The 24,594-nt window shown below is 72.6% G+C and carries 20 protein-coding genes and 1 tRNA gene; 13 read left to right on the top strand and 8 right to left on the bottom strand.

Translation table 11 applies throughout. From position 1 onward, the window contains the following. Window positions 1-15: 15 nt before the first annotated feature. Together EV284_RS27405 and EV284_RS27400 are read right to left on the bottom strand one after the other, a co-directional pair. Window positions 16-1,302: an MFS transporter gene (locus tag EV284_RS27405; protein ID WP_130338767.1), complete on the bottom strand. Its 1,287-nt coding sequence runs from the start codon at window positions 1,300-1,302 to the stop codon at window positions 16-18. Between the two features lie 222 nt (window positions 1,303-1,524). Continuing rightward, window positions 1,525-3,066 carry a potassium/proton antiporter gene (locus EV284_RS27400; protein WP_130338765.1) on the bottom strand — a complete coding sequence of 514 codons (1,542 nt, stop codon included), beginning with the start codon at window positions 3,064-3,066 and terminating at the stop codon, window positions 1,525-1,527. 233 nt (window positions 3,067-3,299) lie between these two features. Here EV284_RS27400 and EV284_RS27395 point away from each other — a divergent pair, with 233 nt between their 5' ends. Further along, window positions 3,300-6,113, top strand: coding sequence for a penicillin acylase family protein (locus EV284_RS27395; RefSeq protein ID WP_130338763.1), 2,814 nt, complete (start codon window positions 3,300-3,302; stop codon window positions 6,111-6,113). A gap of 72 nt (window positions 6,114-6,185) precedes the next feature. Here the strand turns inward: EV284_RS27395 and EV284_RS27390 are convergent, their stop codons facing one another. After that, entirely contained in the window at window positions 6,186-6,806 is a 621-nt protein-coding gene (locus EV284_RS27390) for a 5-formyltetrahydrofolate cyclo-ligase (protein WP_130338761.1), read from the bottom strand. 94 nt (window positions 6,807-6,900) lie between these two features. On the opposite strand from EV284_RS27390, the gene galU reads away from it, so the two are divergent. The 7 genes from galU to EV284_RS27355 all read left to right on the top strand — a co-directional run bounded on the left by galU (window position 6,901) and on the right by EV284_RS27355 (window position 12,447). Beyond that, entirely contained in the window at window positions 6,901-7,812 is a 912-nt protein-coding gene (gene galU / locus EV284_RS27385) for a UTP--glucose-1-phosphate uridylyltransferase GalU (RefSeq protein ID WP_130338759.1), read from the top strand. Next, complete coding sequence (gene glp, locus EV284_RS27380) at window positions 7,809-9,125, top strand: gephyrin-like molybdotransferase Glp (protein WP_130338757.1); 1,317 nt, start codon at window positions 7,809-7,811, stop codon at window positions 9,123-9,125. The genes galU and glp overlap by 4 nt, the downstream gene beginning before the upstream one ends. Window positions 9,126-9,260: 135 nt before the next feature. Further along, the gene (gene moaC / locus EV284_RS27375; RefSeq protein WP_030814523.1) at window positions 9,261-9,740 is read left to right on the top strand and encodes a cyclic pyranopterin monophosphate synthase MoaC; all 480 of its coding nucleotides are present in this window, start codon (window positions 9,261-9,263) and stop codon (window positions 9,738-9,740) included. Beyond that, a complete protein-coding gene (locus EV284_RS27370) occupies window positions 9,737-10,264 on the top strand; it encodes a MogA/MoaB family molybdenum cofactor biosynthesis protein (RefSeq protein ID WP_130338755.1) in 528 nt (175 codons plus the stop codon). The genes moaC and EV284_RS27370 overlap by 4 nt, the downstream gene beginning before the upstream one ends. A 17-nt stretch (window positions 10,265-10,281) precedes the next feature. After that, window positions 10,282-10,914: a GNAT family protein gene (locus EV284_RS27365; protein ID WP_130338753.1), complete on the top strand. Its 633-nt coding sequence runs from the start codon at window positions 10,282-10,284 to the stop codon at window positions 10,912-10,914. A gap of 183 nt (window positions 10,915-11,097) precedes the next feature. Next, window positions 11,098-12,303 (top strand): gephyrin-like molybdotransferase receptor GlpR, encoded by a 1,206-nt coding sequence (glpR, locus tag EV284_RS27360; protein ID WP_130338751.1) that lies wholly within the window; start codon window positions 11,098-11,100, stop codon window positions 12,301-12,303. Window positions 12,304-12,373: 70 nt separating this feature from the next. After that, window positions 12,374-12,447: transfer RNA gene (locus EV284_RS27355), tRNA-Ala, on the top strand. 99 nt (window positions 12,448-12,546) lie between these two features. On the opposite strand, the gene EV284_RS27350 is transcribed toward EV284_RS27355, so the two are convergent. Further along, window positions 12,547-13,041 carry a tetratricopeptide repeat protein gene (locus EV284_RS27350; RefSeq protein WP_130338749.1) on the bottom strand — a complete coding sequence of 165 codons (495 nt, stop codon included), beginning with the start codon at window positions 13,039-13,041 and terminating at the stop codon, window positions 12,547-12,549. A 17-nt stretch (window positions 13,042-13,058) separates the two neighbouring features. Then, on the bottom strand, window positions 13,059-13,556 hold the full coding sequence (locus tag EV284_RS27345) for a GNAT family N-acetyltransferase (protein ID WP_130338747.1): 498 nt from the start codon (window positions 13,554-13,556) through the stop codon (window positions 13,059-13,061). A gap of 68 nt (window positions 13,557-13,624) precedes the next feature. Between EV284_RS27345 and EV284_RS27340 the strand changes: the two genes are divergently transcribed. Further along, window positions 13,625-14,428, top strand: a complete 804-nt coding sequence (locus EV284_RS27340; protein ID WP_165425662.1) for an exodeoxyribonuclease III — start codon at window positions 13,625-13,627, stop codon at window positions 14,426-14,428. On the opposite strand, the gene EV284_RS27335 is transcribed toward EV284_RS27340, so the two are convergent. Continuing rightward, window positions 14,425-15,045 carry a MerR family transcriptional regulator gene (locus EV284_RS27335; RefSeq protein ID WP_130339316.1) on the bottom strand — a complete coding sequence of 207 codons (621 nt, stop codon included), beginning with the start codon at window positions 15,043-15,045 and terminating at the stop codon, window positions 14,425-14,427. The genes EV284_RS27340 and EV284_RS27335 overlap by 4 nt on opposite strands. A gap of 184 nt (window positions 15,046-15,229) precedes the next feature. Between EV284_RS27335 and EV284_RS27330 the strand changes: the two genes are divergently transcribed. From EV284_RS27330 to EV284_RS27315, 4 genes are all read left to right on the top strand, one after another. After that, the gene (locus EV284_RS27330) at window positions 15,230-16,744 is read left to right on the top strand and encodes an NAD(P)/FAD-dependent oxidoreductase (RefSeq protein ID WP_130338743.1); all 1,515 of its coding nucleotides are present in this window, start codon (window positions 15,230-15,232) and stop codon (window positions 16,742-16,744) included. Continuing rightward, window positions 16,741-17,628 carry an alpha/beta hydrolase gene (locus EV284_RS27325; RefSeq protein WP_130338741.1) on the top strand — a complete coding sequence of 296 codons (888 nt, stop codon included), beginning with the start codon at window positions 16,741-16,743 and terminating at the stop codon, window positions 17,626-17,628. The genes EV284_RS27330 and EV284_RS27325 overlap by 4 nt, the downstream gene beginning before the upstream one ends. Continuing rightward, window positions 17,625-18,509 carry an SDR family oxidoreductase gene (locus EV284_RS27320; protein WP_130338739.1) on the top strand — a complete coding sequence of 295 codons (885 nt, stop codon included), beginning with the start codon at window positions 17,625-17,627 and terminating at the stop codon, window positions 18,507-18,509. The genes EV284_RS27325 and EV284_RS27320 overlap by 4 nt, the downstream gene beginning before the upstream one ends. 86 nt (window positions 18,510-18,595) lie before the next feature. Beyond that, window positions 18,596-18,802, top strand: coding sequence for a hypothetical protein (locus EV284_RS27315; protein WP_130338737.1), 207 nt, complete (start codon window positions 18,596-18,598; stop codon window positions 18,800-18,802). A 68-nt stretch (window positions 18,803-18,870) separates the two neighbouring features. Here EV284_RS27315 and helR read toward each other — a convergent pair whose 3' ends face one another. After that, window positions 18,871-21,042 carry an RNA polymerase recycling motor ATPase HelR gene (gene helR / locus EV284_RS27310; protein WP_130339314.1) on the bottom strand — a complete coding sequence of 724 codons (2,172 nt, stop codon included), beginning with the start codon at window positions 21,040-21,042 and terminating at the stop codon, window positions 18,871-18,873. A 133-nt stretch (window positions 21,043-21,175) separates the two neighbouring features. Then, a complete protein-coding gene (locus EV284_RS27305) occupies window positions 21,176-24,448 on the bottom strand; it encodes a S41 family peptidase (RefSeq protein ID WP_130338735.1) in 3,273 nt (1,090 codons plus the stop codon). Window positions 24,449-24,594 lie beyond the last annotated feature (146 nt).

Raw genomic sequence — 24,594 nt, 5'->3', positions numbered from 1 at the left:
ACGCATTCCCGTGGATCAGTCCACCGTGACCGGCTCGCGGTGACCGACGCCACGCGCCACGGTACGGTTCCGGGCCCGCGCCACCAGCAGGGAACGCAGGGCGACGATCGTCGCCAGCGCCGGTACGGTCCCGGCCATCGGGACCAGGAACCCGGCGCCGTCCCACAGCCGGTCCTCCCATTGTCCCGCCACCGTCACGGCGGCCGCCTGGCCCAGCGCCACCGCGCCCGTCAGCCAGGTGAACGCCTCCGTCCGGGCGCCCACCGGCACCAGGTCCTCCACCAGGGTGTACCCCGTGATCAGCGAGGGGGCGATGCACATGCCGACCAGCAGGCCCAGCCCGGCCAGCAGCGGCACCGAGTGCACCGTCCACAGCGCGGAGGTGGCCAGCGCGAGCGCCGCGTACCCGGCCATGAGCCGGCGCCGGGGCGACGACTTCCAGGCGACCGCGCCGCAGACCACCCCGGAGAGCATGTTCCCGGCGGCGAAGACGCCGTAGAGGACGCCGTTCAGACCGGGCCTGCCGATGGACTCGGTGAACGCGGCCAGCGAGACCTGCATCCCGCCGAAGACCGCGCCGATGCCGAGGAACGTCACGATCAGCACCCGTACGCCGGGCACCCGGAGGGCGGACACGCGCGCGTGCCCGGCGTCCGCCGTCTCCTCACCGCGCGGCGGCACCGGCGGCTGCGTACCCCGCTGGGCGGCGAACAGCAGGCCGCCGACCAGGGTCAGCGCGGCCTCCGTGACCAGTCCCGCCGAAGGGGTGAGGGCCGTGCACAGCGCGGTCGCCAGCAGGGGGCCGACGACGAAGGTCAGCTCGTCGGTGACCGACTCGAAGGCCGCCGCCGTGCTCATCAGCGGCGAGCCCTTCAGCCGCGTGCCCCAGCGGGCCCGGACCATCGGGCCGACCTGCGGCACCGAGGCACCGGTCGGCACCGCCGCCGCGAACAGTGCCCACAGGGGGGCGTGCGCCAGCGCGAGGGCGGTCAGGGTGAGCCCCGCGGCCGTGTGCAGGACGACACCGGGCATCAGTACGGCCCGCTGGCCGTACCGGTCCGCCAGGCGGCCGCTGTACGGAGCGAAGAGGGCCATGGAGACCCCGGTGACGGCCGCGGCGGCACCGGCCACGCCGTACGAGCCGGTGGTGTGCCGCACCAGCAGCACGATGGAGATGGTGAGCATGGCGAACGGCTGACGTGCCGCGAAGCCGGGGACCAGGAAGGTCCACGCGCCCTTGGTGCGCAGCAGTTGCCCGTAGCCCGGACGCGCCGGCCGCTCGGTGGTGACCGTGGATGCCACGGCCCGTGCCTCTCTTCCGCCTGGTAGCGCGCCCGTGCGGGGGGCACCGAGAGCCGTCCTCTTGCGCGCGGAACTGCGGTAGATACCGGTGGAACTGCTGAGGTCCGGCCGCCATACGGTCGCGCCAGCTCTGCGTCAGACGAATCGGACAGAGTTGGTTCGATCAGATGCCCTGATCGTACAGGCGCCCCCCGCCGCCCGAACCTGTGAGAACCAGCACCCTCAGTGCCGGTGCTCCGTGCCGCCGGTGCCCAGCCAGTCGGCCAGCTTGCCGCCCTGGGCGACCGCGCGCAGCCGGCGTTCGGCCTGGTCGCGGACCGGGTCGGTGGCGACCACCAGCAGTTCGTCCCCGCGCCGCAGGACGGTCGTGGGGGAGGGCACGAAGGACTTGCCGTCCCGGACGACCAGCGTGACGGCGGCGCCCGGCGGCAGCCGCAGCTCGCCCACCTCCACGCCGTTCATCCGGGAGTCGTCCGGGATGGTGAGCGAGAGCAGATGGCCGCGCAGCCGCTCCAGCGGCGCCGACTCGATGCCGAGGTCGGACGCCTCGCCCTCCTCGCCGAGCCGCAGCTTGCGGGCCAGCCAGGGCAGGGTCGGCCCCTGGACCAGGGTGTAGACGACGACCAGCACGAAGACGATGTTGAACAGCCGGCGGCTGCCCTCGACCCCGCTCACCATGGGGATGGTCGCCAGGATGATGGGCACCGCGCCACGCAGCCCCGCCCAGGACATCAGCGCCTGCTCCTGCCACGGCACCCGGAAGGGGGTCAGGCTCAGCACCACGCTCAGCGGCCGGGCCGCCATGGTCAGCACCAGTCCGATGATCAGCGCGGGCACCACGTCGTCGCCCAGCTCGTGCGGGGTCACCAGCAGGCCGAGCAGGACGAACATGCCGATCTGCGCGATCCAGCCGAGTCCTTCCGCGAAGCCGCGCGTGGCCGGCCAGTGCGGCAGCTTGGCGTTGCCCAGCACCATGGAGGCCAGATAGACGGCGAGGAAGCCACTGCCGTGGGCCAGCGCGCCGGCCGCGTACGCGGTGACGGCGATGGCCATCACGGCGATCGGGTAGAGACCGGAGGCCGGCAGGGCGACGTGCTTGAGCCCCCAGGAGCCGAGGAAGCCCACCGCGAGACCCAGGGCGGCGCCGATGGCCAGCTCCAGCACGATCTCGGCCAGCAGGACGTACCAGTGCTCCACCGGACCGGCCTGGCAGAAGGCGACGACCAGGATGACCACCGGGGCGTCGTTGAAGCCGGACTCCGCCTCCAGCGTGCCCGTCACCCGCGAGGGCAGCGGGATCTTGCGCAGGACGGAGAAGACGGCCGCCGCGTCCGTCGAGGACACCACCGCGCCGATGATGAACGCCTGCCGCCATTCCAGACCGACCAGATAGTGCGCGCCCGCGGCCGTCGCGCCGACGCTCACCGCGACGCCCACCGTCGCCAGCACGGAGGCGGACGGCAGGGCCGGCCGCACTTCCTTCCACTTCGTGCCGAGACCGCCCTCGGCCAGGATCACGACCAGGGCCGCGTACCCGATGACCTGGGTCAGTTCTGCGTTGTCGAAGTGGATGTTCCCCACGCCGTCGGAGCCCATGAGGACGCCGATCCCGAGGTAGACGAGCAGGCTGGGGAGCCCGCTGCGCGAGGAGATCCGCACGGCCGCGACCGCGACCAGGAGGACCAGCGAGCAGGCGAACAGGAGCTGGTTGAGGTGGTGGACAGTCAGCGGCGCATCCCTTCTTTGGCCCGCGCGGGGGCGCACGTGGGCTCGCGTACACAAGACACCGAGGGGCGGCGGACCGCACCCGACTACTTCGTTACCTTACCTAACTCTTGACGCTTCCTTGACGCTCGGCTTGGCAAGATCGAACGCCCGTGCGCGCTCCTTCCCGACTCCGCGTCAAGTGGTTCCGGGGCCTGCGCCTATGGTTGCTCCAGCGCTCATTCAAAGTCACAGCCCCGCCTGCCGCTCGCGTGAGGACAGCAAGGACAGCGATGCCCCCCAACACCACCGCCACATCGGGTGACAAGCCCGGCACGTCCGGCAGGAAGAAGGGGCGCAAAGCCCGACTTGTCGTGATTCTGCTGGTCCTGGCCCTCATCGGAGGCATAGCCTTCGGGGCGTTCTGGTCCATCAGCACGGTGCGTGCCTCCTTCCCGCAGACCAAGGGATCGGTCACGCTCGAGGGCCTCTCCGGCCCCGTCGACGTCAAGCGCGACGGCTACGGCATCCCGCAGATCTACGCCTCCTCCGACGCCGACCTGTTCATGGCCCAGGGCTACGTGCAGGCGCAGGACCGGTTCTACGAGATGGACGTGCGCCGCCATCTCACCTCCGGCCGCCTGTCGGAGATGTTCGGCAGGAGCCAGGTCAAGAACGACGCGTTCCTGCGCACCCTGGGCTGGGACCGGGTGGCGAAGCAGGAGTACGACACCAAGCTGTCGGCCTCCGCGAAGAAGTACCTCCAGGCGTACGCCAAGGGGGTCAACGCCTACCTCAAGGGCAAGGACGGCCAGGACATCTCCCTGGAGTACGCGGCCCTGGGGTTCACCAACGACTACACGCCCGCCGAGTGGACCCCGGTCGACTCCGTCGCGTGGCTGAAGGCGATGGCCTGGGACCTGCGCGGCAACATGCGCGACGAGACCGACCGCGCTCTGATGACCAGCCGCCTGACCCCGCAGCAGATCCGCGAGCTGTACCCGGACTACCCCTACGACCGGAACAAGCCGATCGTGCGCGAGGGCCAGTACAGCGCGCTGGGCAAGACCTTCCAACAGGCCGGCGCCCCGTCGGGGACCAGCACGGGCACCCAGGGCGCGACGGGCACGACCGGCGGCACCGGCACCGGCACCCAGGGCACGACCGGCACCGCCGGTGGCACCGGCACCGGCACCGGCACGGGTACCGGCCTCACCGGCCAGCTCACCGGCCTCACCAAGGTCCTCGACGACCTCCCCACCGCCGTCGGCGTCAACGGCCAGGGCATCGGCTCCAACTCCTGGGTCGTCTCCGGCGCGCACACCATCACCGGCAAGCCGCTGCTCGCCAACGACCCGCACCTCTCCGCGTCGCTGCCCTCGGTCTGGTACCAGATGGGCCTGCACTGCCGGAACGTCTCCAGCAAGTGCCAGTACGACGTGGCGGGCTACACCTTCGCGGGCATGCCCGGCGTGGTCATCGGCCACAACGGCAGCATCGCCTGGGGCATGACCAACTCCGGAGTCGACGTCAGCGACCTCTACCTGGAGAAGATCTCCGGCGACGGCTACCTCTCCGACGGCAAGGTCCGCCCCTTCCGCACCCGCGAGGAGACCATCAAGGTCGCCGGGGGCGCGTCCAAGAAGATCGTCGTACGCCAGACCGCCGACGGCATGCCGCTCCTCTCCGACCGCGACGACGAGCTGGTGGAGGTCGGCCGCAAGGCCGGCGTCGACACCGCCGCCCCCGACCGCGGCGACGGCTACGGCATCGCGCTGCGCTGGACCGCGCTCGACCCCGGCACCTCGATGGACGCCGTGTTCGCCATGGACAAGGCGTCCGACTGGACCGGCTTCCGCAAGGCCGCCGCGCTCTTCGACGTGCCGTCCCAGAACCTGATCTACGCCGACTCCGAGAACATCGGCTACACCCTGCCCGGCAAGATCCCCACCCGCGCCACGGGCGACGACGGCTCGGTGCCGGCGCCGGGCTGGGACTCCAAGTACCGCTGGACCGGCTTCCTCGGCCAGGACGAGCTGCCGTACGAGTACAACCCGAAGCGCGGCTACATCGTCACCGCCAACCAGGCCGTGGTGGACAAGGACAAGTACCCGTACACCCTCACCACCGACTGGGGTTACGGCACCCGCAGCCAGCGCATCGCCGACCTGATCGAGTCCAAGATCAGGGACGGCGGCAAGGTCTCCACCGACGACATGCGCCAGATGCAGCTCGACAACAGCAGCGAGATCGCCAAGCTGCTGGTGCCCAAGCTGCTGAAGCTGGACCTGGACGACCCCGAGGTCCGCAAGGCGCAGAAGCTGCTGGAGGGCTGGGACTACACCCAGGACGCCGACTCGGCCGCGGCCGCCTACTTCAACGCCGTGTGGCGCAACATCCTCAAGCTCGGCTTCGGCGACAAGCTCCCCAAGGAGCTGCGCGCCAAGAACCAGTGCCTGTGGGTGGAGCGCGCGGGCAGCACCGGCCCGCTGGACGACCGGACCAAGGTCCGCGAGTGCGGTCAGCGGGACGCCGACCAGGCGCAGCCGGACGGCGGCGACCGCTGGTTCGAGGTCGTGCGCACGCTCATGGACAAGCCGGACAGCCCGTGGTGGCAGGCGCCCAAGTCGGGCAACCGCCCGGCCGCGCAGAACCGCGACGAGCTGTTCACCCGCGCCATGATCGACGCCCGCTGGGAGCTGACCGCCAAGCTCGGCAAGGACATCGACACCTGGAGCTGGGGCCGGCTGCACCGGCTGTTCCTGAAGAACCAGACCCTCGGACTCCAGGGCCCGGAGCTGCTCCAGTACGCGCTCAACCGGGGCCCCTGGAAGCTCAGCGGGGGCGAGGCCACCGTCAACGCCACCGGCTGGAACGCCGCCGGGGGCTACGGGGTGGTGTGGGTGCCGTCGATGCGCATGGTCGTCAACCTGGCCGACCTCGACAAGTCCCGCTGGATCAACCTCAGCGGCGCCTCCGGGCACGCCTTCAACGCCCACTACACCGACCAGACCGACAAGTGGGCCGACGGCGATCTGCTGCCCTGGTCCTTCTCGGCCGAGTCGGTCGACGGCAGCACGAAGGACACGCTGAACCTGCGGCCGTGAGCCGCTGACCGCGGCAACCGCCAGAAGGCCCTCCACGCGCGCGTGGCGGGCCTTCTCGCGTACCGGGGGCGCTCAGGGGCGCGCGAACCGGCGTACCCCGCCCGGGGTCACCACGGCGTGCACCGGGCGGTCGTGCGCCTCGGCGGGCACCCGGGCCACCACCTCCGTGCCGTACAGCAGCACCACGAGCGCCGGGCGCGCGCCCGCGCGCTCCAGGCGCGCGAGCACCCGGTCGTACGACCCCCCGCCCCGCCCCAGCCGCATCCCGCGCCCGTCCACCGCGAGGCCCGGCAGCAGCACCACGTCCGCCTCCGTCACCGCGTCGGGCCCGAGGCGCGGCCCGGTGGGCTCGGCCAGCTCCATCCGCCCGCCGTACCGCACCACCGCCAGCGAGCCGGGTCCGGTGTACGGGCCCCAGTCGAGATCGTCGTCGGGGAGCAGTACGGGCAGGAGCACGTGGGTGCCTCTTCGGCGCAGCGCCTCCAGCAGCTCGGCGGTACCGGGCTCGGTGCCCACGGAGACGTACGCGGCGACCGTGCGCGCCTCGGCGAGCTCGGGGAGCAGGAGGGCGTGCGCGGCGAGGGCGGTTCCCGATTCCGACCGTTCCTCCTGCCCCAATTCCCTTCTGGCGGCCAGGAGTTCGCGACGGAGCTCCCGCTTGTCGGGGGCGGCGGAAGGGTGGTCGTATTTCACGGATCGGCTCGGCTTTCTGTCGTTCTCCCCCTATCACCTTCACCTAAGCGGAGCAGGGGATTCACCGCAAAGGACACCGGTTAGAGTGGCGCGCATGACTCAGTCGCACCCCAGGATCAGCAAGGCTGTCATTCCGGCAGCCGGGCTCGGCACCCGTTTCCTGCCCGCCACGAAGGCCACCCCCAAGGAGATGCTGCCGGTCGTGGACAAGCCGGCGATCCAGTACGTCGTCGAGGAAGCGGTGTCGGCCGGCCTTGAGGACGTGCTGATGGTCACCGGACGCAACAAGCGCCCCCTGGAAGACCACTTCGACCGCAACTACGAGCTGGAGTCCGCGCTCGACAAGAAGGGCGACGCCGACCGCCTCGCCAGGGTCCAGGAGTCCAGCGACCTGGCCACCATGCACTACGTCCGCCAGGGCGACCCGAGGGGTCTCGGCCACGCCGTGCTCTGCGCCGCCCCGCACGTCGGGCACGAGCCCTTCGCGGTCCTCCTCGGCGACGACCTGATCGACCCCCGCGACCCGCTCCTCCAGCGCATGATCGATGTCCAGGAGCAGCACGGGGGCAGCGTGATCGCGCTGATGGAGGTCGCCCCCGAGCAGATCCACCTCTACGGCTGTGCCGCCGTGGAGGCCACCGGCGAGGGCGACGTAGTCAAGATCACCGGCCTGGTCGAGAAGCCCGACCCGGCGGACGCCCCGTCCAACTACGCCATCATCGGCCGCTACGTCCTCGACCCGCACATCTTCGGCATACTGCGCAAGACCGAGCCCGGCCGGGGCGGCGAGATCCAGCTCACCGACGCCCTCCAGCAGCTCGCGGAGGACGAGAAGGTCGGCGGTCCGGTGCACGGCGTCGTCTTCAAGGGCCGCCGCTATGACACCGGCGACCGCGCCGACTACCTGCGTGCCATTGTCCGTCTCGCGTGCGAACGTGAGGACCTGGGCCCGGACTTCAGGACCTGGCTGCGCAGTTTCGTCGCCGAGGAGATGCAGGAACGTTGAGCACCGCCGCGAACCGTCCCGTCGGACCGGACCACGTGTGGTCGGTGGACGAGCACCTGGAGGACATTCTCAGCACCGTCCGCCCGCTCGACCCCATCGAGCTCCAGCTCCCCGACGCGCAGGGCTGTGCGCTGGTCGACGACGTCATGGTGCCGGTGTCCCTGCCGCCCTTCGACAACAGCTCCATGGACGGTTACGCGGTACGGGTCACGGACGTGACCGGTGCGAGCGAGGAGTACCCGGCGGTCCTGGACGTGGTCGGCGACGTCGCCGCCGGCGACGCCGCCCCGGTCCAGGTCGGCCCCGGCCAGGCCGCGCGCATCATGACCGGCGCCCCGCTGCCGCCCGGCGCCGAGGCCGTCGTCCCCGTCGAGTGGACGGACGCCGGGCTCGGCGGCGGCCCGGCGAGCGGGATGCGCGCCCGCGCCCAGGCGCCCGAGGGCGCCGAGGGCCAGGTCCGGGTCTTCCGGCCCGCCGGGACGGGGGCCCATGTCCGGCCCAGCGGCAGCGACGTACGCGCCGGTGACCGGGCACTCGCCGCGGGCACGGTCCTCGGGCCGTCCCAGATCGCGCTGCTCGCCGCGATCGGCCGGGGCACGGTCCGGGTGCGGCCGCGCCCGCGTGTCGTCGTGATGTCCACCGGCAGTGAACTCGTCCAGCCGGGCGAGCCGTTGGAGCACGGCCAGATCTTCGACTCCAACAGCTTCGCCCTCACCGCCGCCGCCCGGGACGCGGGCGCCATCGCCTACCGGGTCGGCGCGGTCGCGGACGACGCGGACGTGCTGCGCTCCACCATCGAGGACCAGCTGGTCCGCGCCGACCTGCTGGTCACCACCGGCGGGGTCAGCGTCGGCGCGTACGACGTGGTCAAGGAGGCGCTCACCGAGGTCGGCGAGGAGGAGGGCGGCGGAGTCGACTTCCGCAAGCTCGCCATGCAGCCCGGCAAGCCCCAGGGCTTCGGCGCGGTGGGCCCCGACCACACCCCGCTGCTGGCCCTGCCCGGCAACCCGGTGTCGTCGTACGTCTCCTTCGAGCTGTTCGTACGCCCCGCCATCCGCGCCCTGATGGGTCTTCCGGACGTCCACCGGCCGCGCGTCCGGGCCACCCTCGCGGTGGACGGGCCGCTGCGCTCGCCCGAGGGCCGCCGCCAGTTCCTGCGCGGCAACCACGCGGACGGCGAGGTCACCCCCGTGGGGGGCAGCGGCTCCCATCTGATCGCCGCGCTGGCCCACGCCAACGCGCTGATCGTGCTCCCCGAGGACGTGACGGAGGCCGAGGACGGCACCGAGGTCGAGGTCGTCCTGCTCGGCTGACCTCCCACCGCCCCGCCCGGGGCGGTGAGAGGGTCCCGGGCCGGTGTCCGAGGCGACTTGGCGGTACCGTGGCGCGCACAGGAGGCCCGCGCATCGCCCGCGCCGGCGGGCCGCGAACGGGAAGCACCGCACACCATGAGTACGCACGACCGACTGACGCACATCGACGAGGCGGGCGCGGCCCGCATGGTCGACGTATCCGGGAAGGAAGTGACCGCGCGCACCGCCCGTGCCAGTGGCCGGGTGCTCGTGTCCCCGCGCGTGGTCGAGCTGCTGCGCGGTGAGGGGGTGCCCAAGGGCGATGCCCTGGCCACCGCCCGGATCGCGGGCATCATGGGCGCCAAGCGCACCCCGGACCTGATCCCGCTCTGCCACCCGCTGTCGGTCTCCGGTGTGACGCTGGACCTCGCCGTCACGGACGAGGGCGTGGAGATCCTGGCCACCGTGAAGACCACCGACCGCACCGGCGTGGAGATGGAGGCCCTCACCGCCGTCTCGGTCGCCGCGCTCACCGTGGTCGACATGGTGAAGGCGGTCGACAAGGGCGCCGTCATCACCGACGTGCGGGTGGAGGAGAAGACGGGCGGCAAGTCCGGTCACTGGAGCCGGGCGTGACCGGCACCGCGTACCGCGCGCTGGTCGTCACCGCCTCCAACCGCGCCTCCGCCGGGGTCTACGCCGACAAGGGCGGCCCCGCCGTCGCCGAGGGCCTCACCCGCCTCGGCTTCACCGTGGACGGCCCGCAGGTGGTCCCGGACGGCGACCCGGTCGAGGCCGCCCTGCGCGCGGCCGTGGCCGCCGGATACGACGCGGTCGTCACGACCGGCGGCACCGGCATCTCGCCCACCGACCGCACCCCCGAGGCCACCCGCGCGGTCCTCGACCACGAGGTACCGGGCATCGCCGAGGCGATCCGGGCGTACGGGCGCGAGAAGGTGCCCACCGCCGCGCTCTCGCGGGGCCTGGCCGGGGTCGCGGGCGGCACGCTGATCGTGAACCTGCCCGGTTCGAGCGGCGGGGTGCGCGACGGACTCGCCGTGCTGGAGCCGCTGCTGCGGCACGCCGTCGACCAGATCCGCGGCGGTGACCACCCCCGGCCCGACGCACCGGGCCACGCGGGCGCCGGGGGTGCGAGCTGACCGGCAGATCCTGGCCCGTGGTGCTGGTGGACGGCGATGTCGTCCTGCGGCCGATAAGGGTGCGCGACCAGCGCGCCTGGCGCGAGGTCAACCGGCGCAACCGGGACTGGCTGCGCCCCTGGGAGGCGACCATCCCGCCGCCCACCCAGGCCGGGCCGATCGCGCACCGGCCCACCTACCGCCAGATGATCCGGCATCTGCGCTCCGAGGCGACGGCGGGCCGGATGCTGCCGTTCGTCATCGAGTACCAGGGGCGCCTGGTGGGCCAGCTCACGGTCGCCGGGATCACCTGGGGTTCCATGTGCTCCGGGCACATCGGCTACTGGGTGGACCAGTCGGTCGCCGGGCGCGGGGTGATGCCCACGGCCGTCGCGCTCGTGTCCGACCACTGCTTCCGCGCGGTCGGGCTGCACCGCCTGGAGGTCTGCATCCGCCCAGAGAACAGGCCCAGCCGGCGCGTGGTGGAGAAGCTCGGCTTCCGCGAGGAGGGTCTGCGGCCGCGCTATCTGCACATCGACGGCGCCTGGCGGGACCACATGGTCTACGCGCTCACCGCCGAGGAGGTCCCCGGCGGCCTGGTCGACCGCTGGCGGCGCACGCGCGCGGCGCGGCCCGGACAGCCGGGGAATGCGAACAGCACCGGAAATTGAATATCTGTTCGAATTAATGCCCGGGGCGACCATCTCGTTACCGTCTCCGGGCATTCAATTCCCCCCTTCGACGGTCCGCTGATCGCATCGGTCGCAAAAAAAGCTGGAAATATCAGCCAGATCGTGCGACACACCGGCTCAATTGGCGGATGGCCCCGAGCAAACCCCTCTACCGTGTGAGTCGTGAGCAGCAGCGGCCTCATCTACGCAGTCATTGTCGGGGCCTGGGCCGCCTACTTGGTGCCGATGTGGCTCCGTAGGCAGGACGAGCTGAACGAGGCCCGTCCGACGGAACGCTTCAGCACCGCCATCCGGCTGCTGTCCGGAAGGGCGGGAATGGAGCGCCGGTACGCCAAGGACCTGCGGGCGCGCTCCACCCAGGAGGGGGAGCCGGACGCCGGTGACCCGGACGTCGCCACCGACCCGGTGGACGTCCGGGACTTCGCCGTGCCTCCGACGCGCCGTCAGGTCCGGGCGGACACCGAGCCCGAGCGGCAGGTGCGGGCGGAAGCCCCGCGCGACCAGGTGGCCCCCGCGGCCCCCAAGTCGCCCTCCGCGCAGGCGTATCCGTCCCGCCACGCCCAGGCGCCCGAACCCGAACACGTCCCCGCCCGGCGCACGCCCTCGGCGCAGGCGGCCGCGGCGCGCGCCCAGCGCACGAAGGTGCTCGCCCGCAGACGGCGCACCACCGTGCTGCTGTTCCTCGCCTTCACCGTCGGCGCCATCGCCGCCGCGGTGGGGGGCCTGGCCCTCCTGTGGGTGCCCGCGGTGCCGGCTGTGCTGCTCAGCGCGTACATCGGCTATCTGCGACGGCAGGAACGGCGCCGGTTCGCCTTCCAGATGGACCGCAGGAGCGCCGAGGACGCGGCCGCCCGGCTGCGTGAACGCGCCGGCCAGCCGCGCCGCCGCGCGGCCGCCGAGGCGGCCGTCGTCGCCGACGAGCCGGAGGAGGGAACGGGGCCGCACACCGACCCCGCTCTGTCCGCCGCCCTCGCCGCCGACCGGCGCGCCCTGGTGGAGCAGACCGACCACGCCGAATGGGTCGACCAGCAGCGCGAGCGGCAGCGCCGCCCCGGACACGGCGAGAGCTGGGACCCGGTGCCGGTGCCGCTGCCCACGTACGTGACCGCGCCGGTCGCCCCGCGTGCCACCGCCGACGTGGACCTGGGTGCTCCCGGCACCTGGAGCTCGGCCCGCTCCAGCGCCGTCACCCCGGACCAGCGCCCCGAGGCCCCGGTGGCCGATCCGGCACCGGCCGAGGAGCGCCCGGAGGACGCGCGGGGCGACGCCCGGCGCAGCGCCTCCGCCCGCCGCTCCCGCGAGCGGGGCCGCACCCCGCTCTTCGACCAGTACGAGGACGGCGACCGGCCGCGCGCCGCCAACGAGTGACCCCTCTGACCAGTCCCGGAGCGGATTTCCGAGCACGCCGATCGGGATGCTAGAGTTTCACTCGTTGCAAGGGCCTGTGGCGCAGTCCGGTAGCGCACCTCGTTCGCATCGAGGGGGCCAGGGGTTCAAATCCCCTCAGGTCCACGTAACGCTCCGACCGAGTCTTCTCGGGAAGAGTTCACGAGACCCCGTCCGATCTTCTGATCGGACGGGGTCTCGTCGTTTCCGGGGTCTTTCCGCCCGTCAGGCGGGTTCGGTCACCGCGTCCGCGTACCGCGCCACGGAGATCCGGTAGGCCGGCAGATGGGGTGCGAGGGCGCCCAGGGCGAGGGCGGCGGCCTCGCGTTCGCGGCCCAGGTCGATGAGGGTCAGGGCGAGGAACGCGGTGACGGCGTCGTCCAGGGGGTCCGAGGTGTGGGCCCGCTCCCCGAGCAACAGGTCGGCGGCCGCCTCCGGTTGGCCGAGGGCGCGCAGGGTGCTGGCCAGCTGGATGACGGCCTGGCGGCGGCGGTCCTCGGGGAGGCCGGTGTCCAGGGCCCGGCGGTAGAGGGGGACGGCGTCCTCTCCGAGGTCGGTCGCGTCGTGGGCGGAGGCGAGTTCGTAGGCGGCCACGGGGTCGCCGGCGGGCAGCTCTCCGGTCAACGCGGCCATACGGCGGCGGAATTCATCCGCCTCCGTCTCGTCGAAGGCGTCCCACAGGGCCGCGCACCGCTGTTCCCACTCCGGTGTGATCTCCATGGCCCCATCGTGACGCGTCACTCGGTGTCGGCGGGCCCTCCGAGCGGCTTCGCGTAGCAAAGGCTGTTGTCGTGATGGCGGTAGTAGCCGAACTTGGCGCACGGGGTGTAGCCGCTGGAGGTGTAGAGGGCGATGGCCTCGGGCTGTTCGGTGCCGGTCTCCAGGACCATGCGGGTGCGGCCGGCCGCGCGGGCGTCCGCCTCCAGTTCGGCGAGGATGCGGCGGGCCAGGCCGTGGCCGCGCATCTGCTCGATGACGAACATGCGCTTGAGTTCCGCGTCGCCGTCCTGGTTGCCCTCCCCGTTCAGGTCCTGGCTGCGCCACCCGCCGGTGGCGACCGGGCGGTCCTCCGCGTCGTACGCGATCAGGTACACGCCTCTGGGCGGGGCGAAGTCGGCCGGGTCGAGCGAGGTGGCGTCGCCGCCGTCGCCGTAGCGCACGTGGTACTCGGCCTGGACCTCGTCATTGAGCTTCACGGCGTCGGGGTGGTCGAAGCGGACGCGGCGTATATTCATGCTGAGTATCGTACTTCTATGCGGAGTGTGGGCGTCGGTCTCCACCAGTGTGCCGGTATCGTGCCCTGGTGCTGACTGTGACCTCGGTGAATGTGAACGGACTGCGGGCCGCCGCCAAGAAGGGCTTCGTGGAGTGGCTGGAGCGGACCGCCGCGGACGTGGTCTGCCTGCAGGAGGTGCGTGCCGAGCCGCACCAGCTCCCGGAGCACGTGCGCCGGCCCGACGGCTGGCACGTGGTGCACGCGCCCGCCGCCGCCAAGGGCCGCGCCGGCGTCTCCCTGTACACGCGCCGTGAGCCCGACCGCGTCCGGGTCGGCTTCGGCTCGGCGGAGTTCGACGGCTCGGGCCGCTATGTCGAGGCCGACCTGCCCGGTGTGACCGTCGCCTCGCTGTACCTGCCCTCGGGCGAGGTCGGCACCGAGCGGCAGGAGGAGAAGGTCCGCTTCATGGGCGAGTTCTCCGCCCACCTCAAGGAACTGCGCGAGCGGGCCGCCGCCGACGGCCGCGAGGTCCTGGTCTGCGGCGACTGGAACATCGCCCACCAGCAGGCCGACCTCAGGAACTGGCGCGGCAATGTCAAGAACTCCGGCTTCCTGCCCGAGGAGCGGGAGTGGCTGAGCCGGGTGCTCGCCCCCGGGGACGGCGGGTACGTGGACGTCGTGCGCGCCCTGCACCCCGAAGTCGAGGGCCCCTACAGCTGGTGGTCCTACCGGGGCCGCGCCTTCGACAACGACTCCGGCTGGCGCATCGACTACCACATGGCCACCCCCGGCCTCGCCGCGAAGGCGGTCAAGGGCTGGGTCGAGCGCGCCGCCACCCACGCCGAGCGCTGGTCCGACCACGCGCCGGTCACGGTGGTGTACGAGCGTTAGTCGAGCTTGCTCAGCCGCCGGTCCATGGCCAGCGACAGTTCCGCCTCCACCACGCTGCGGGCCAGCGGGCGCAGGCGCTGGAGGGAGTCCTCCGGGGCGTGGCGGCCGATCACGTCGGCGAAGAGGGCCGCGAGGGCGTCGGCGTGCTCGCGGACCCGGGCGGCTGCCGTGAGGACCTCGGCCAGCGGGATGCCCTCCCGGACCAGCGCCGACGAGACGTCCAGCAGGCGCCGGCTGATGTGCACGATCTCGTCGCCGTCGGTGCCGACATAGCCGAGGGTCATCGCGGCCGCCAGGTTCTCCGGGGTGACCTCGCCCTCGAAGCGGGCCGCCAGCTCCTCCGGGGTCAGCCGGACCGGCTCCTCCTCGGTGGGCGGGGCGACCCCCAGCAGGTCGGCCACGTCCCGGCCGTTGTCCAGCGCCTCGGCCAGCTCGGCTATGCCGTTCAGCGTGTGCCCGCGCTCCAGCAGCGCCGCGATGGTGCGCAGCCGGGCCAGGTGGTGGTCGTCGTACCAGGCGATACGGCCCTCGCGGCGGGGCGGCGGGATCAGTCTGCGCTCGCGGTAGAACCGCAGGGTGCGCACGGTGATCCCGGCGAGGCGCGCCAGCTCCTCCATGCGGTACTCGCGCCCGCCGGCCTGCCCGTCGCTGTGTCCGCCGTCTTCTGCCACGCCCGCAGCCTATGGCGTACCGGCGGTAACTTTCCTTTCCGCGCCCCCTACCGCTCAGTACGGAGCTGTTCTACAGTCCCATTGCGCCAGTGTTCACTGGCAAAGTCCGAGGATGCGTGGAGGCGTCGGGATGGCCGAGCACGAGCATGTACGGGTGGCGGTGATCGGGTCCGGGTTCGGCGGGCTGGGGGCCGCCGTGCGGCTGCGCCGGGAGGGGATCACCGACTTCGTCGTCCTGGAGCGGGCCGGCAGCGTCGGCGGGACCTGGCGGGACAACAGCTATCCGGGCTGTGCCTGCGACGTGCCGTCGCACCTCTACTCCTTCTCCTTCGCCCCCAACGCCGACTGGCCGCGCACCTTCTCCGGGCAGGAGCACATCCGGGCCTATCTGGAGCGCGTCGCCGACGACTTCGGGCTCCGCCCGCACGTGCGCTTCGACTCCGAGGTCAAGCTGATGACCTGGGACGAGGACGAGCTGCGCTGGCACATCGAGACCGCGAGCGGCTCGCTCACCGCCGACGTGGTGGTCTCCGCCACCGGCCCGCTGTCCGACCCGAAGATCCCCGAGATCCCCGGGTTGGACTCCTTCCCCGGCCGGGTGTTCCACTCCGCCCGCTGGGACCACGACTTCGACCTGCGCGGCAAGCGCGTCGCCATGGTCGGCACCGGCGCCTCCGCGATCCAGATCGTCCCCTCGATCCAGCCCGAGGTCGCACAGCTCACCGTCTTCCAGCGCACCCCGCCCTGGGTGATGCCCCGCATGGACCGGGCCATCGGCACCGCCGAGCGCAGGCTGCACCGGGCGCTGCCCTTCACCGCCCGGCTGCGGCGCGGGCTGCTCTGGGGCATCCGCGAACTCCAGGTGCAGGCGTTCACCAAGCACCCCGACGAACTCGGCCTGGTCGAGCAGCTCGCCAAGCGCAACATGGCCCGCGCCATCAAGGACCCGGCCCTGCGTGCCAAGCTCACCCCCGACTACCGCATCGGCTGCAAGCGCATCCTGCTGTCCAGCGCGTACTACCCGGCGCTCGCCCAGCCCAACGTGGACGTGGTCGCCAGCGGGGTCACCGAGGTCCGGGGCTCGACCGTGGTCGCCGCCGACGGCACCGAGACCGAGGTCGACGCGATCATCTTCGGCACCGGCTTCCACGTCACCGACATGCCCATCGCCGAGCGCGTGGTCGGTGTCGGGGGCGTCACGCTCGCCGAGGCGTGGAAGGGCGGGATGGAGGCGCTGCGCGGCGGTTCGGCGGCCGGGTTCCCGAACTGGCTGAGCGTGATCGGGCCCAACACCGGCCTGGGCAACTCCTCGATGATCCTGATGATCGAGTCCCAGCTCAACTACCTGGCGGACTACCTGCGCCAGCTCGACACCCTCGGCGGGCGCACCGCGCTGGACGCCCGCCCGGCCGCCGTCGACCGCTGGAACCGGCGGGTGCAGGAGCGGATGAAGCGCACCGTCTGGAACACCGGCGGCTGCACGAGCTGGTACCTGGACGCGGCCGGCCGCAACACCACGGTCTGGCCCGGCACCACCAGCGAGTTCCGCCAGGCCACCCGCCGGGTGGACCTCACCGAGTACGAGGTGCTGCGCAAGCCCGCGCAGACGAAGCCGACCGCCGTCCCGAGCGAGGCCACCGCATGAGCCGCACCCTGGAAGTCGCCTCCACCAACGGCGCCCGCCTGCACGTGGAGGTGCACGGCCCCGAGGACGCGCCCCCGGTCGTCCTCTCCCACGGCTGGACCTGCTCCACCGCCTTCTGGGCCGCGCAGATCGAGGAGCTGGCCCGCGACCACCGGGTCATCGCCTACGACCAGCGCGGGCACGGCCTGAGCCCGTACAGCCCCGTCTGTTCCACCGACGCGCTCGCCGACGACCTCGAAGCGGTGCTCGCGGCCACCCTGGCGCCCGGTGAGCGCGCCCTGATCGTCGGCCACTCCATGGGCGGCATGACGATCATGTCCGCCTCGGGCCGCCCCCGCTTCCGGGAGCACGCGGCCGCCGCGCTGCTGTGCAGCACCGGCAGCGGACGGCTCACCGCCGAGGCGCGCGTGGTGCCGCTGCCCGCCGGACGCGTCCGCACCTGGCTCACCGGGCGCATCCTCGGCTCGTCCCTGCCGCTCGGCCCGGTCACGCCACTGGCGAAGAAGATCCTCAAGTACGCGACCATGGGCCCCGGTTCGGCCCCGCACCTGGTCGACACCTGTGCCCGGATCGTGCACGCCTGTCCGCGCAACGCCCGGCACGCCTGGGGCGGGGTGCTGGACCGGCTCGATCTCGACCACGGCGTACGGCAGTTGACCGTGCCCACCGTCGTGCTGCACGGCACCGCCGACCGGCTCACCCCGTCGTCGCACGCCCGCATGCTCGTGGCGGAACTGCCCAACTGCGCCGGGTTCACTGAGCTGTTCGGCATCGGGCACATGACCCCGGTGGAGGCGCCGGAAGCGGTGACCGGGCGGATACGGGAACTCGTCACCACGTACGTCACGGGGAGCATCCCCGTCAGCTTGGAGGAGGGCGCATGAGCAAGGTCGGTCTCGAGGGACAGGTGGCCGTCGTCACCGGTGCGGCACGCGGCGTCGGCGAGCTGCTGGCCCGCAAACTCTCCGCGCGGGGCGCCAAGGTGGCGCTCGTCGGCCTGGAGGAGGACGAGCTGAAGGCCGTCTCCGAGCGGCTGTACGGCGAGAGCGCGTACTGGTACGCCGATGTCACCGACCACGAGGCGATGGGCCGGGTCGCCGCCGAGGTGAAGGAGCGGTTCGGCAAGGTCGACATCGTGGTGGCCAACGCCGGTGTGGCGAACGGTGGTCCGTTCGCCGACTCCGACCCGGTGGCCTGGCGGCGGGTGATCGAGGTCAACCTCATCGGCTCGGCCGTCACCGCCCGCGCCTTCCTGCCGGTGCTCACCGAGAGCCGCGGCTACCTGCTCCAGATCGCCTCCCTCGCCGCGATTACCCCGGCGCCGATGATGACGGCGTACTGCGCCTCCAAGTCGGGCGTGGAGGCGTACGCGCACAGCCTGCGCGGCGAAGTCGGCTACCTGGGCGTGCGGGTGGGCGTCGCCTACCTGTCCTGGACCGACACCGACATGGTGCGCGGCGCCGACCAGGACGACGTGATGCGGGAGTTGCGGCAGCGGCTGCCCTGGCCGTCGAACAAGACCTACCCGCTCGGCCCGGCCGTCGACCGGCTGGTGGACGGCATCGAGCGCCGGTCGCCCCACGTGTACGGACAGTGGTGGCTGCGCGGGATGCAGGGCATGCGCGGCTACCTCCCGGCCCTCATCGGCACCGTCGGCCAGCGCGAGATGCGCAGGTACGCGGACCGGCTGACCGGGATGCGGTCGGGGCTCGTGGGCGCGGGCGGCGCGGCCGACGAGGCGGCCCGCGCTACGCAGCGTAACTGATCGACATGCGGAGGGTGTTCGCCCGTGTGAATCTGGTCGAGGCCCCACCGGGGCCGCAACCGTTCTCACCAGGGATGTGAACCCACATGGGTATGAAGGACCAGTTCCAGGAGAAGTCCCGCAAGATGCAGGACCAGGCCAAGGAGAAGGCCGGCCAGGCCCGCGAGAAGGCCGGCCAGCGCGGCCCGCAGGGCCGCGACCACCAGGAGCGTGCCCACCAGCCCCAGCGTGACCGCGCCGAGAGCGGCATGCGGGACGTGGAGGACCGCTTCGACCCGGACCACACCGCCTAAACGCGGCAGATCCGGCGAAAGCCACGGCGGGGCGCCCGGCACGTCCGGGTGCCCCGCCCGGCGCGTGACTAGGTACCGCTGAGCACGACGAGCCGCTGGGTGGCGCGGGTCATCGCCACATACCGGTCCACCGCACCCTCGACGCCCTCGCCGAAGGCGTCCGGCTCCACCAGTACGACCAGGTCGAACTCCAGCCCCTTCGCCAGCTCCGGGGTGAGCGAGCGGACGCGGGGGCGCTCCTCGAACGCGGGATCACCGATGACGCAGGCGGTGCCCTCCGCGTTCTCCGCCAGCCAGTCGCGCAGCACCGCGTCCAGGTCGGACACCGGGCCGTAGGTGACCGGGATGCCGCTCGCCCGGACCGAGACCGGCACGTTGGCGTCCGGGAGGGCGGCGCGGATCACCGGCTCCGCCTCCGTCATCACCTCTTCCGGGGTGCGGTAGTTGATGCTCAGCGAGGCCACCTTCACCCGGCCGAGGCCGGCCCGGGTGAGCCGCTCCTCCCACGACTCGCTGAAGCCGTGCCGGGCCTGGGCGCGGTCGCCCACGATGGTGAAGCTCCGGGACGGGCAGCGCAGGAGCAGCATCTGCCACTCGGCGTCGGTCAGTTCCTGGGCCTCGTCCACCACGATGTGCGCGAACGGCCCGGCCAGCGCGTCCGCCTCGATGGCGGGCAGCGCGCCCTCGTCCACCAGGCTGTCCTTGAGGTCCTGCCCGTGCAGCATCGTCACCGCGCCCTCGCCGTCCGGGTCGGCCGCGATCACGCTGTCGATGACGGCGGCCATCCGCTCCCGCTCCACGGCGACCGCGGCGGCCTGGCGGCGCTTCTTCCGCGAGGTCTCAGGGTCCCCGAGCCGCTGCCGGGCCGCGTCCAGCAGGGGCAGGTCGGACACCGTCCACGCCTGCGGGTCGGCGCGGCGCAGCAGGCGCACCTCGTCGGGGGAGAGCCAGGGGGCGCACATCCGCAGGTACGCCGGGACCGTCCACAGGTCGCCGACCAGGTCGGCCGCCTCCAGCAGGGGCCAGGAGCGGCGCAGGGTGCCGGTCAGCTCGCCGTCGGAGGCCAGCGCCCGGCGGAAGAGCGCAGGCGGGACCTCCTTGTCGAGCTGGTCGTAAAGGATCGTGACGAGCGCCTCCCAGATCAGGTCGCGGGCCTCGTTGTGCGGGACGCCCGTCTCCGCCGCCTCGAACGCCTCGGCCCAGTCGGCCGCGGTCAGGCGCAGCTCGGCCCAGGGGGTGGAGACCGTCAGGGGCTCGGTCGGCGGCGTCTCGTAGAAGCGCACCGCCTTCTCGATGCCCTTCACCAGGTCCGCCGAGGACTTCAGCCGGGCCACCTCCGGGTCCGCCTCGACGCCCGCCGTCGCGCCCTCTGCGACCAGGTCCCGCACGGTGCAGGTCTGGACCCCCTCCTCGCCCAGGCTCGGCAGCACGTCGGCGACGTAGTTGAGGTAGGGCTGGTGCGGGCCGACGAACAGCACGCCGCCCCGGCGGTGTCCGAGGCGCGGGTCGGAGTGGAGCAGGTAGGCGGAGCGGTGCAGGGCGACGACGGTCTTGCCGGTGCCGGGGCCGCCGTCCACCACCAGGGCGCCGCGCGAGGAGGCGCGGATGATGGCGTCCTGGTCGGCCTGGATGGTGGCGAGCACGTCCCGCATCCGCTCCGAGCGGTTGGTGCCGAGGGTCGCGATGAACGCGGACTGGTCGTCCAGCGCCGCGTGGTGCTCCAGGCCGTCGGCGGTGAACACCTCGTCCCAGTAGTCGCTGATCCGGCCGCGCTTCCAGCGGTAGCGGCGGCGGCTCGTCAGGCCCATCGGATGGGCGTGCGTCGCGGCGAAGAACGGTTCGGCGGCCGGGGAGCGCCAGTCGATCAGCAGCCGGCGGCCGGTGCTGTCGGTGAGGCCGAGCCGGCCGATGTAGACCGGCTCGGGGTCGCCGTCGTGCACGATGTGGCCGAGGCAGAGGTCGAGGCCGAAGCGGCGCAGGGCGCGCAGCCGGGCCGTCAGCCGGTGGATCTCCAGGTCGCGCTCCAGCACCTCCCGGCCGGCCCCGCCGGGCGCCCGGCGCAGGGCGTCCAGGCTCGCGGACAGCTCGGCGACGGTCTCGTCCAGGCTCGCGGCGATGTCCGCGAAGTGCCGCTCGTCGGCGGCGATCAGTGCCGGGTCGGCCTTGGCGGCGAGCCGGTCGGGGAGGTCGAACGCGCGGGACTCCGGCGCGGGCTCACGCTCGGACAGCAGCGCACACATGTAGTGGATCACTCATTTCCGCAGGTTCTGGGCTCGGCGAGCGATTCTGCGGCATGAGGGGGGCCTTGCCGCAAGGCCCCCCCTGCGCTATACGTTGTTCATGGCGGGAGGTCCCGCCCTCTTTTTTGCCCTCTCACCCCTTTTCGCGCGGCGGCAGCTTCGGCCGCGAGCGGTCCGGTACGTCGCTGTAGTCGGGCGGCACCGCGGCCGGGGTCGTCTCCAGCATCTCCAGCGCCAGCCGCACCGCGTCGTCGAGCTGTGCGTAGCGGCCCTCCGCCCAGTCCAGCGGGGTGCGCAGCGCCTCCAGGTCGGGGGCGACGCCCCGGTTCTCCACGGACCAGCCGTACTCCTCGAACCAGGCCGCGTTCATCGGCACCGTGATCACCGTGCCGTCCCCCAGCCGGTGCCGGCCGGTCATGCCGACGACCCCGCCCCAGGTGCGCTGCCCGACCACCGGGCCGAGCCCCAGCAGCTTGATCGCGGCGGTGATCATGTCACCGTCGGAGGACGTCGCCTCGTCCGCCAGCGCCACGACCGGCCCGCGCGGGGCGTTGGAGGCGTACGACACCGGCTGGGCGTCACGGGTGAGGTCCCAGCCGAGGATGGTCCGGGTCAGCTTCTCCATCACCAGCTCGCTGATGTTCCCGCCCGCGTTGCCGCGCACGTCCACGATCAGCGCGGGCCGGGAGACCTCCAGCCGCAGATCCCGGTTGAACTGGGCCCAGCCGGACCCGCCCATGTCGGGGATGTGCAGATAGCCGCACTTGCCGCCGCTCAACTCCCGTACCACCTCGCGGCGTTTGGCCACCCAGTCCTGGTAGCGCAGCGACCGGTCGTCGAGCAGCGGGACCACGGCCACCCGGCGGGCGGGGCCCGGTTCGCCCGGCGGCGGGGTGAAGGTGAGGTCCACGGTGGTGCCGCCGGACCCCGCGAGCAGCGGATACGGCCCGGTCACCGGGTCCACCGGGCGCCCGTTGACATGGGTCAGCACGGAGCCCGCGCGGATGCCGGTACCGGCCAGCGGGGAGCGTGCCCGGGAGTCGGAGGAGTCGCCGTCGAGAATGCGGGCGACCACCCAGGCACCGTCCCGGCAGACGAAGTTGGCGCCGAGCAGACCCTGCCGGCGCTGGTAGTGCGGCGGGCCCTCGTTGCGCCGGGCCGGGGTGACGTAGGCGTGCGACGTGCCCAGTTCGCCGAGGACCTCGCGCATCAGGTCGGCGAACTCGTCGGGGGAGGCGACCCGTTCGACCAGCGGGCGGTACTGCTCCAGGACCGCCGTCCAGTCGATCCCGCACATGCCGGGGTCCCAGAAGTAGTCCCGGGTGATCCGGCCGCCCTCGGCGTAGGCGCCGCGCCACTCGGCGGCGGGGTCCACCTCGTGCAGGATGCGCCGCAGGTCTATCCACACCGTGGTGTCGCTGTCGCCGGGCTCGGTGGCGGGCACCGCGCGCAGGTCGCCCTCGTCCACCACGACCAGCCGGGTGCCGTCGCCGCTCACCTCGAACCAGTCCAGGTGGCCGACGAGTTCGGACTTCTTTGCCTTGCTGAGGTTGAAGTGCTCCAGCGTGGGCCGCCCGCTGATGTCGGCGGGGTTGACGAAGGTCTCGCCCAGCGCGCCGGAGATGGGCCAGCGCAGCCACACCAGCCCGCCGCCCGCGACCGGGCGCAGCGCCGAGTACTTGGAGGACATCACCGGGAACGGCGTGACCCGGTTCTCCAGCCCCTCCACCTCCACGGTCACCGTGCCGCCCTCGTCGGACCCGGTCTCCAGCGGATCGAGCCCGCCCGCCGCCGGACGGCCCTCGGGATTGAGCGCGAAGGGCGAGGGCGTGGCCGAGTTCAGCGGGACCAGGTAGGGGCGGCAGCCGAGCGGGAAGGACAGGTCGCCGGTGTGCACGTCGTACACCGGGTCGAAGCCGCGCCAGGAGAGGAAGGCGAGGTAGCGGCCGTCGCTGGTGAAGACCGGGTTCTCGTCCTCGAAGCGGCCGTTGGTGACGTCGACGATATGGCGGTCCTTGATCCGGGCGAGCTTGATCTGGCGCAGGGAGCGGCCGATGCCGGGGTGGGACCAGGTGAGCCAGGCGCCGTCGGGGGAGAAGGCGAGGTCGCGGACGGGGCCGTTGTCGGAGCGGATCAGCTCGGTGACGGTGCCGGGCGCCCGTCCCTCAGTGCTCTCGGCGTCCTCCGCCACGTCGATCAGCAGCAGCCTGCCGTCGTGCGAGGCGACGGCCAGCCGTTCGCCTTCCGGGTCGGAGACCAGCTCCAGCACCCGGCCGAGCCGCCCCTCGCCGAGCAGCCGGGGCTCGCGGCCGCCGGTGGCGCGGGGGAGCTGGGCGACGGCCACCGCGTCCTCCCCCTCGGCGTCGGTGACGTAGGCGAGCTGGCCGGTCGAACCGAGCATCTCCGGCAGCCGGACCCGGACGCCGGGGGTGTCGGCGATGGTGCGGGCCGGGCCGTCGCGGTGGGTGAGCCAGTACAGGCCGCCCCGGACGGTGACAGCGCTGGCCCGGCCGGTCTCGTCCACCGAGAGGCCGTCCACGTTGTGCGCGGCGGGCACCTGGTAGGGACGGCGGCCGGGGGAGGGGCCGCCCAGGTCGATGTCCAGCCTGCGCGGGGTGCCGGTGGGGGAGAGGTCGTCCACGATCCAGAGGTCACCGGCGCACTGGTAGACCACCCGCTCGCCGTCGGTCGCGGCGTGCCGGGCGTAGAAGGCGTCGTGGTCGGTGTGCCGGCGCAGGTCGGTGCCGTCCGGGGCGACGGAGTACAGGTTGCCGATGCCCTCGTGGTCGGAGAGGAAGACGATGCGGCCGGCGACGAACATCGGGGAGGAGAGCTGGCCGTCGATGTCCGCCAGTAGCCGCCGCCCCTGGAGCCACAGCCGCCCCGTCGCGCCGCCGCGGTACCGCTTCCAGGACGCCGGTTCGTGCGGGGGCGTGCCGGTGAGGAGGAGGGTCTGGTGCTCGCCCGCGGTGTCCGCGACCTGGATGTCACCGACCGGGCCCCAGGGCAGCCGCCCGCCGGGACTGCCGTCGGTGCCGACCTTGTGGGCCCAGGTGAAGTAGGAGAAGGGCTGGCCGTGCGAGGCGACGGCCAGGATGTCGCTCCTGCCGTGCTGGTCGGGGGGCGTCCAGCCGCACACCTGGGTGTCGGCGCTGCCCCAGTACGTCAGCTGTCGCGCCGGGCCGCCGGCCACGTCCACCAGGTGGATCTCCGGCACCAGGCTGCGCCAGCTCGTGAAGGCGATCTGCTTGCCGTCGGGCGAGAAGCGGGGGTGTCCGGCCTTGGTGCGGTCCGCGGTGAGCCGCCAGGGGCGGCCCGGTTCGTCGAGCGGCGCCAGCCAGAGGTCGTCCTCGGCCACGAAGCACAGCAGATCGTCACTGATGTGGGGAAGCCGCAGATAGCTCACCCATCCATGCTTTTCCGGCGCGGGAGGCACAGCAACTCGTGCGGACGCCTACCCGTGACGCAGGCCACGCCCCGCAGCCGTACGAAACGGTTTCGTTTCGTAGACGGCCGGGGTACCGTCTTCTCGTACGGAGTCCCGTACGCGAG

The sequence above is a fragment of the Streptomyces sp. BK022 genome, assembly GCF_004217355.1.
GTDB classification, from domain to species: domain Bacteria; phylum Actinomycetota; class Actinomycetes; order Streptomycetales; family Streptomycetaceae; genus Streptomyces; species Streptomyces griseoluteus.
This window is presented reverse-complemented; position numbering and strand designations above follow the sequence as displayed.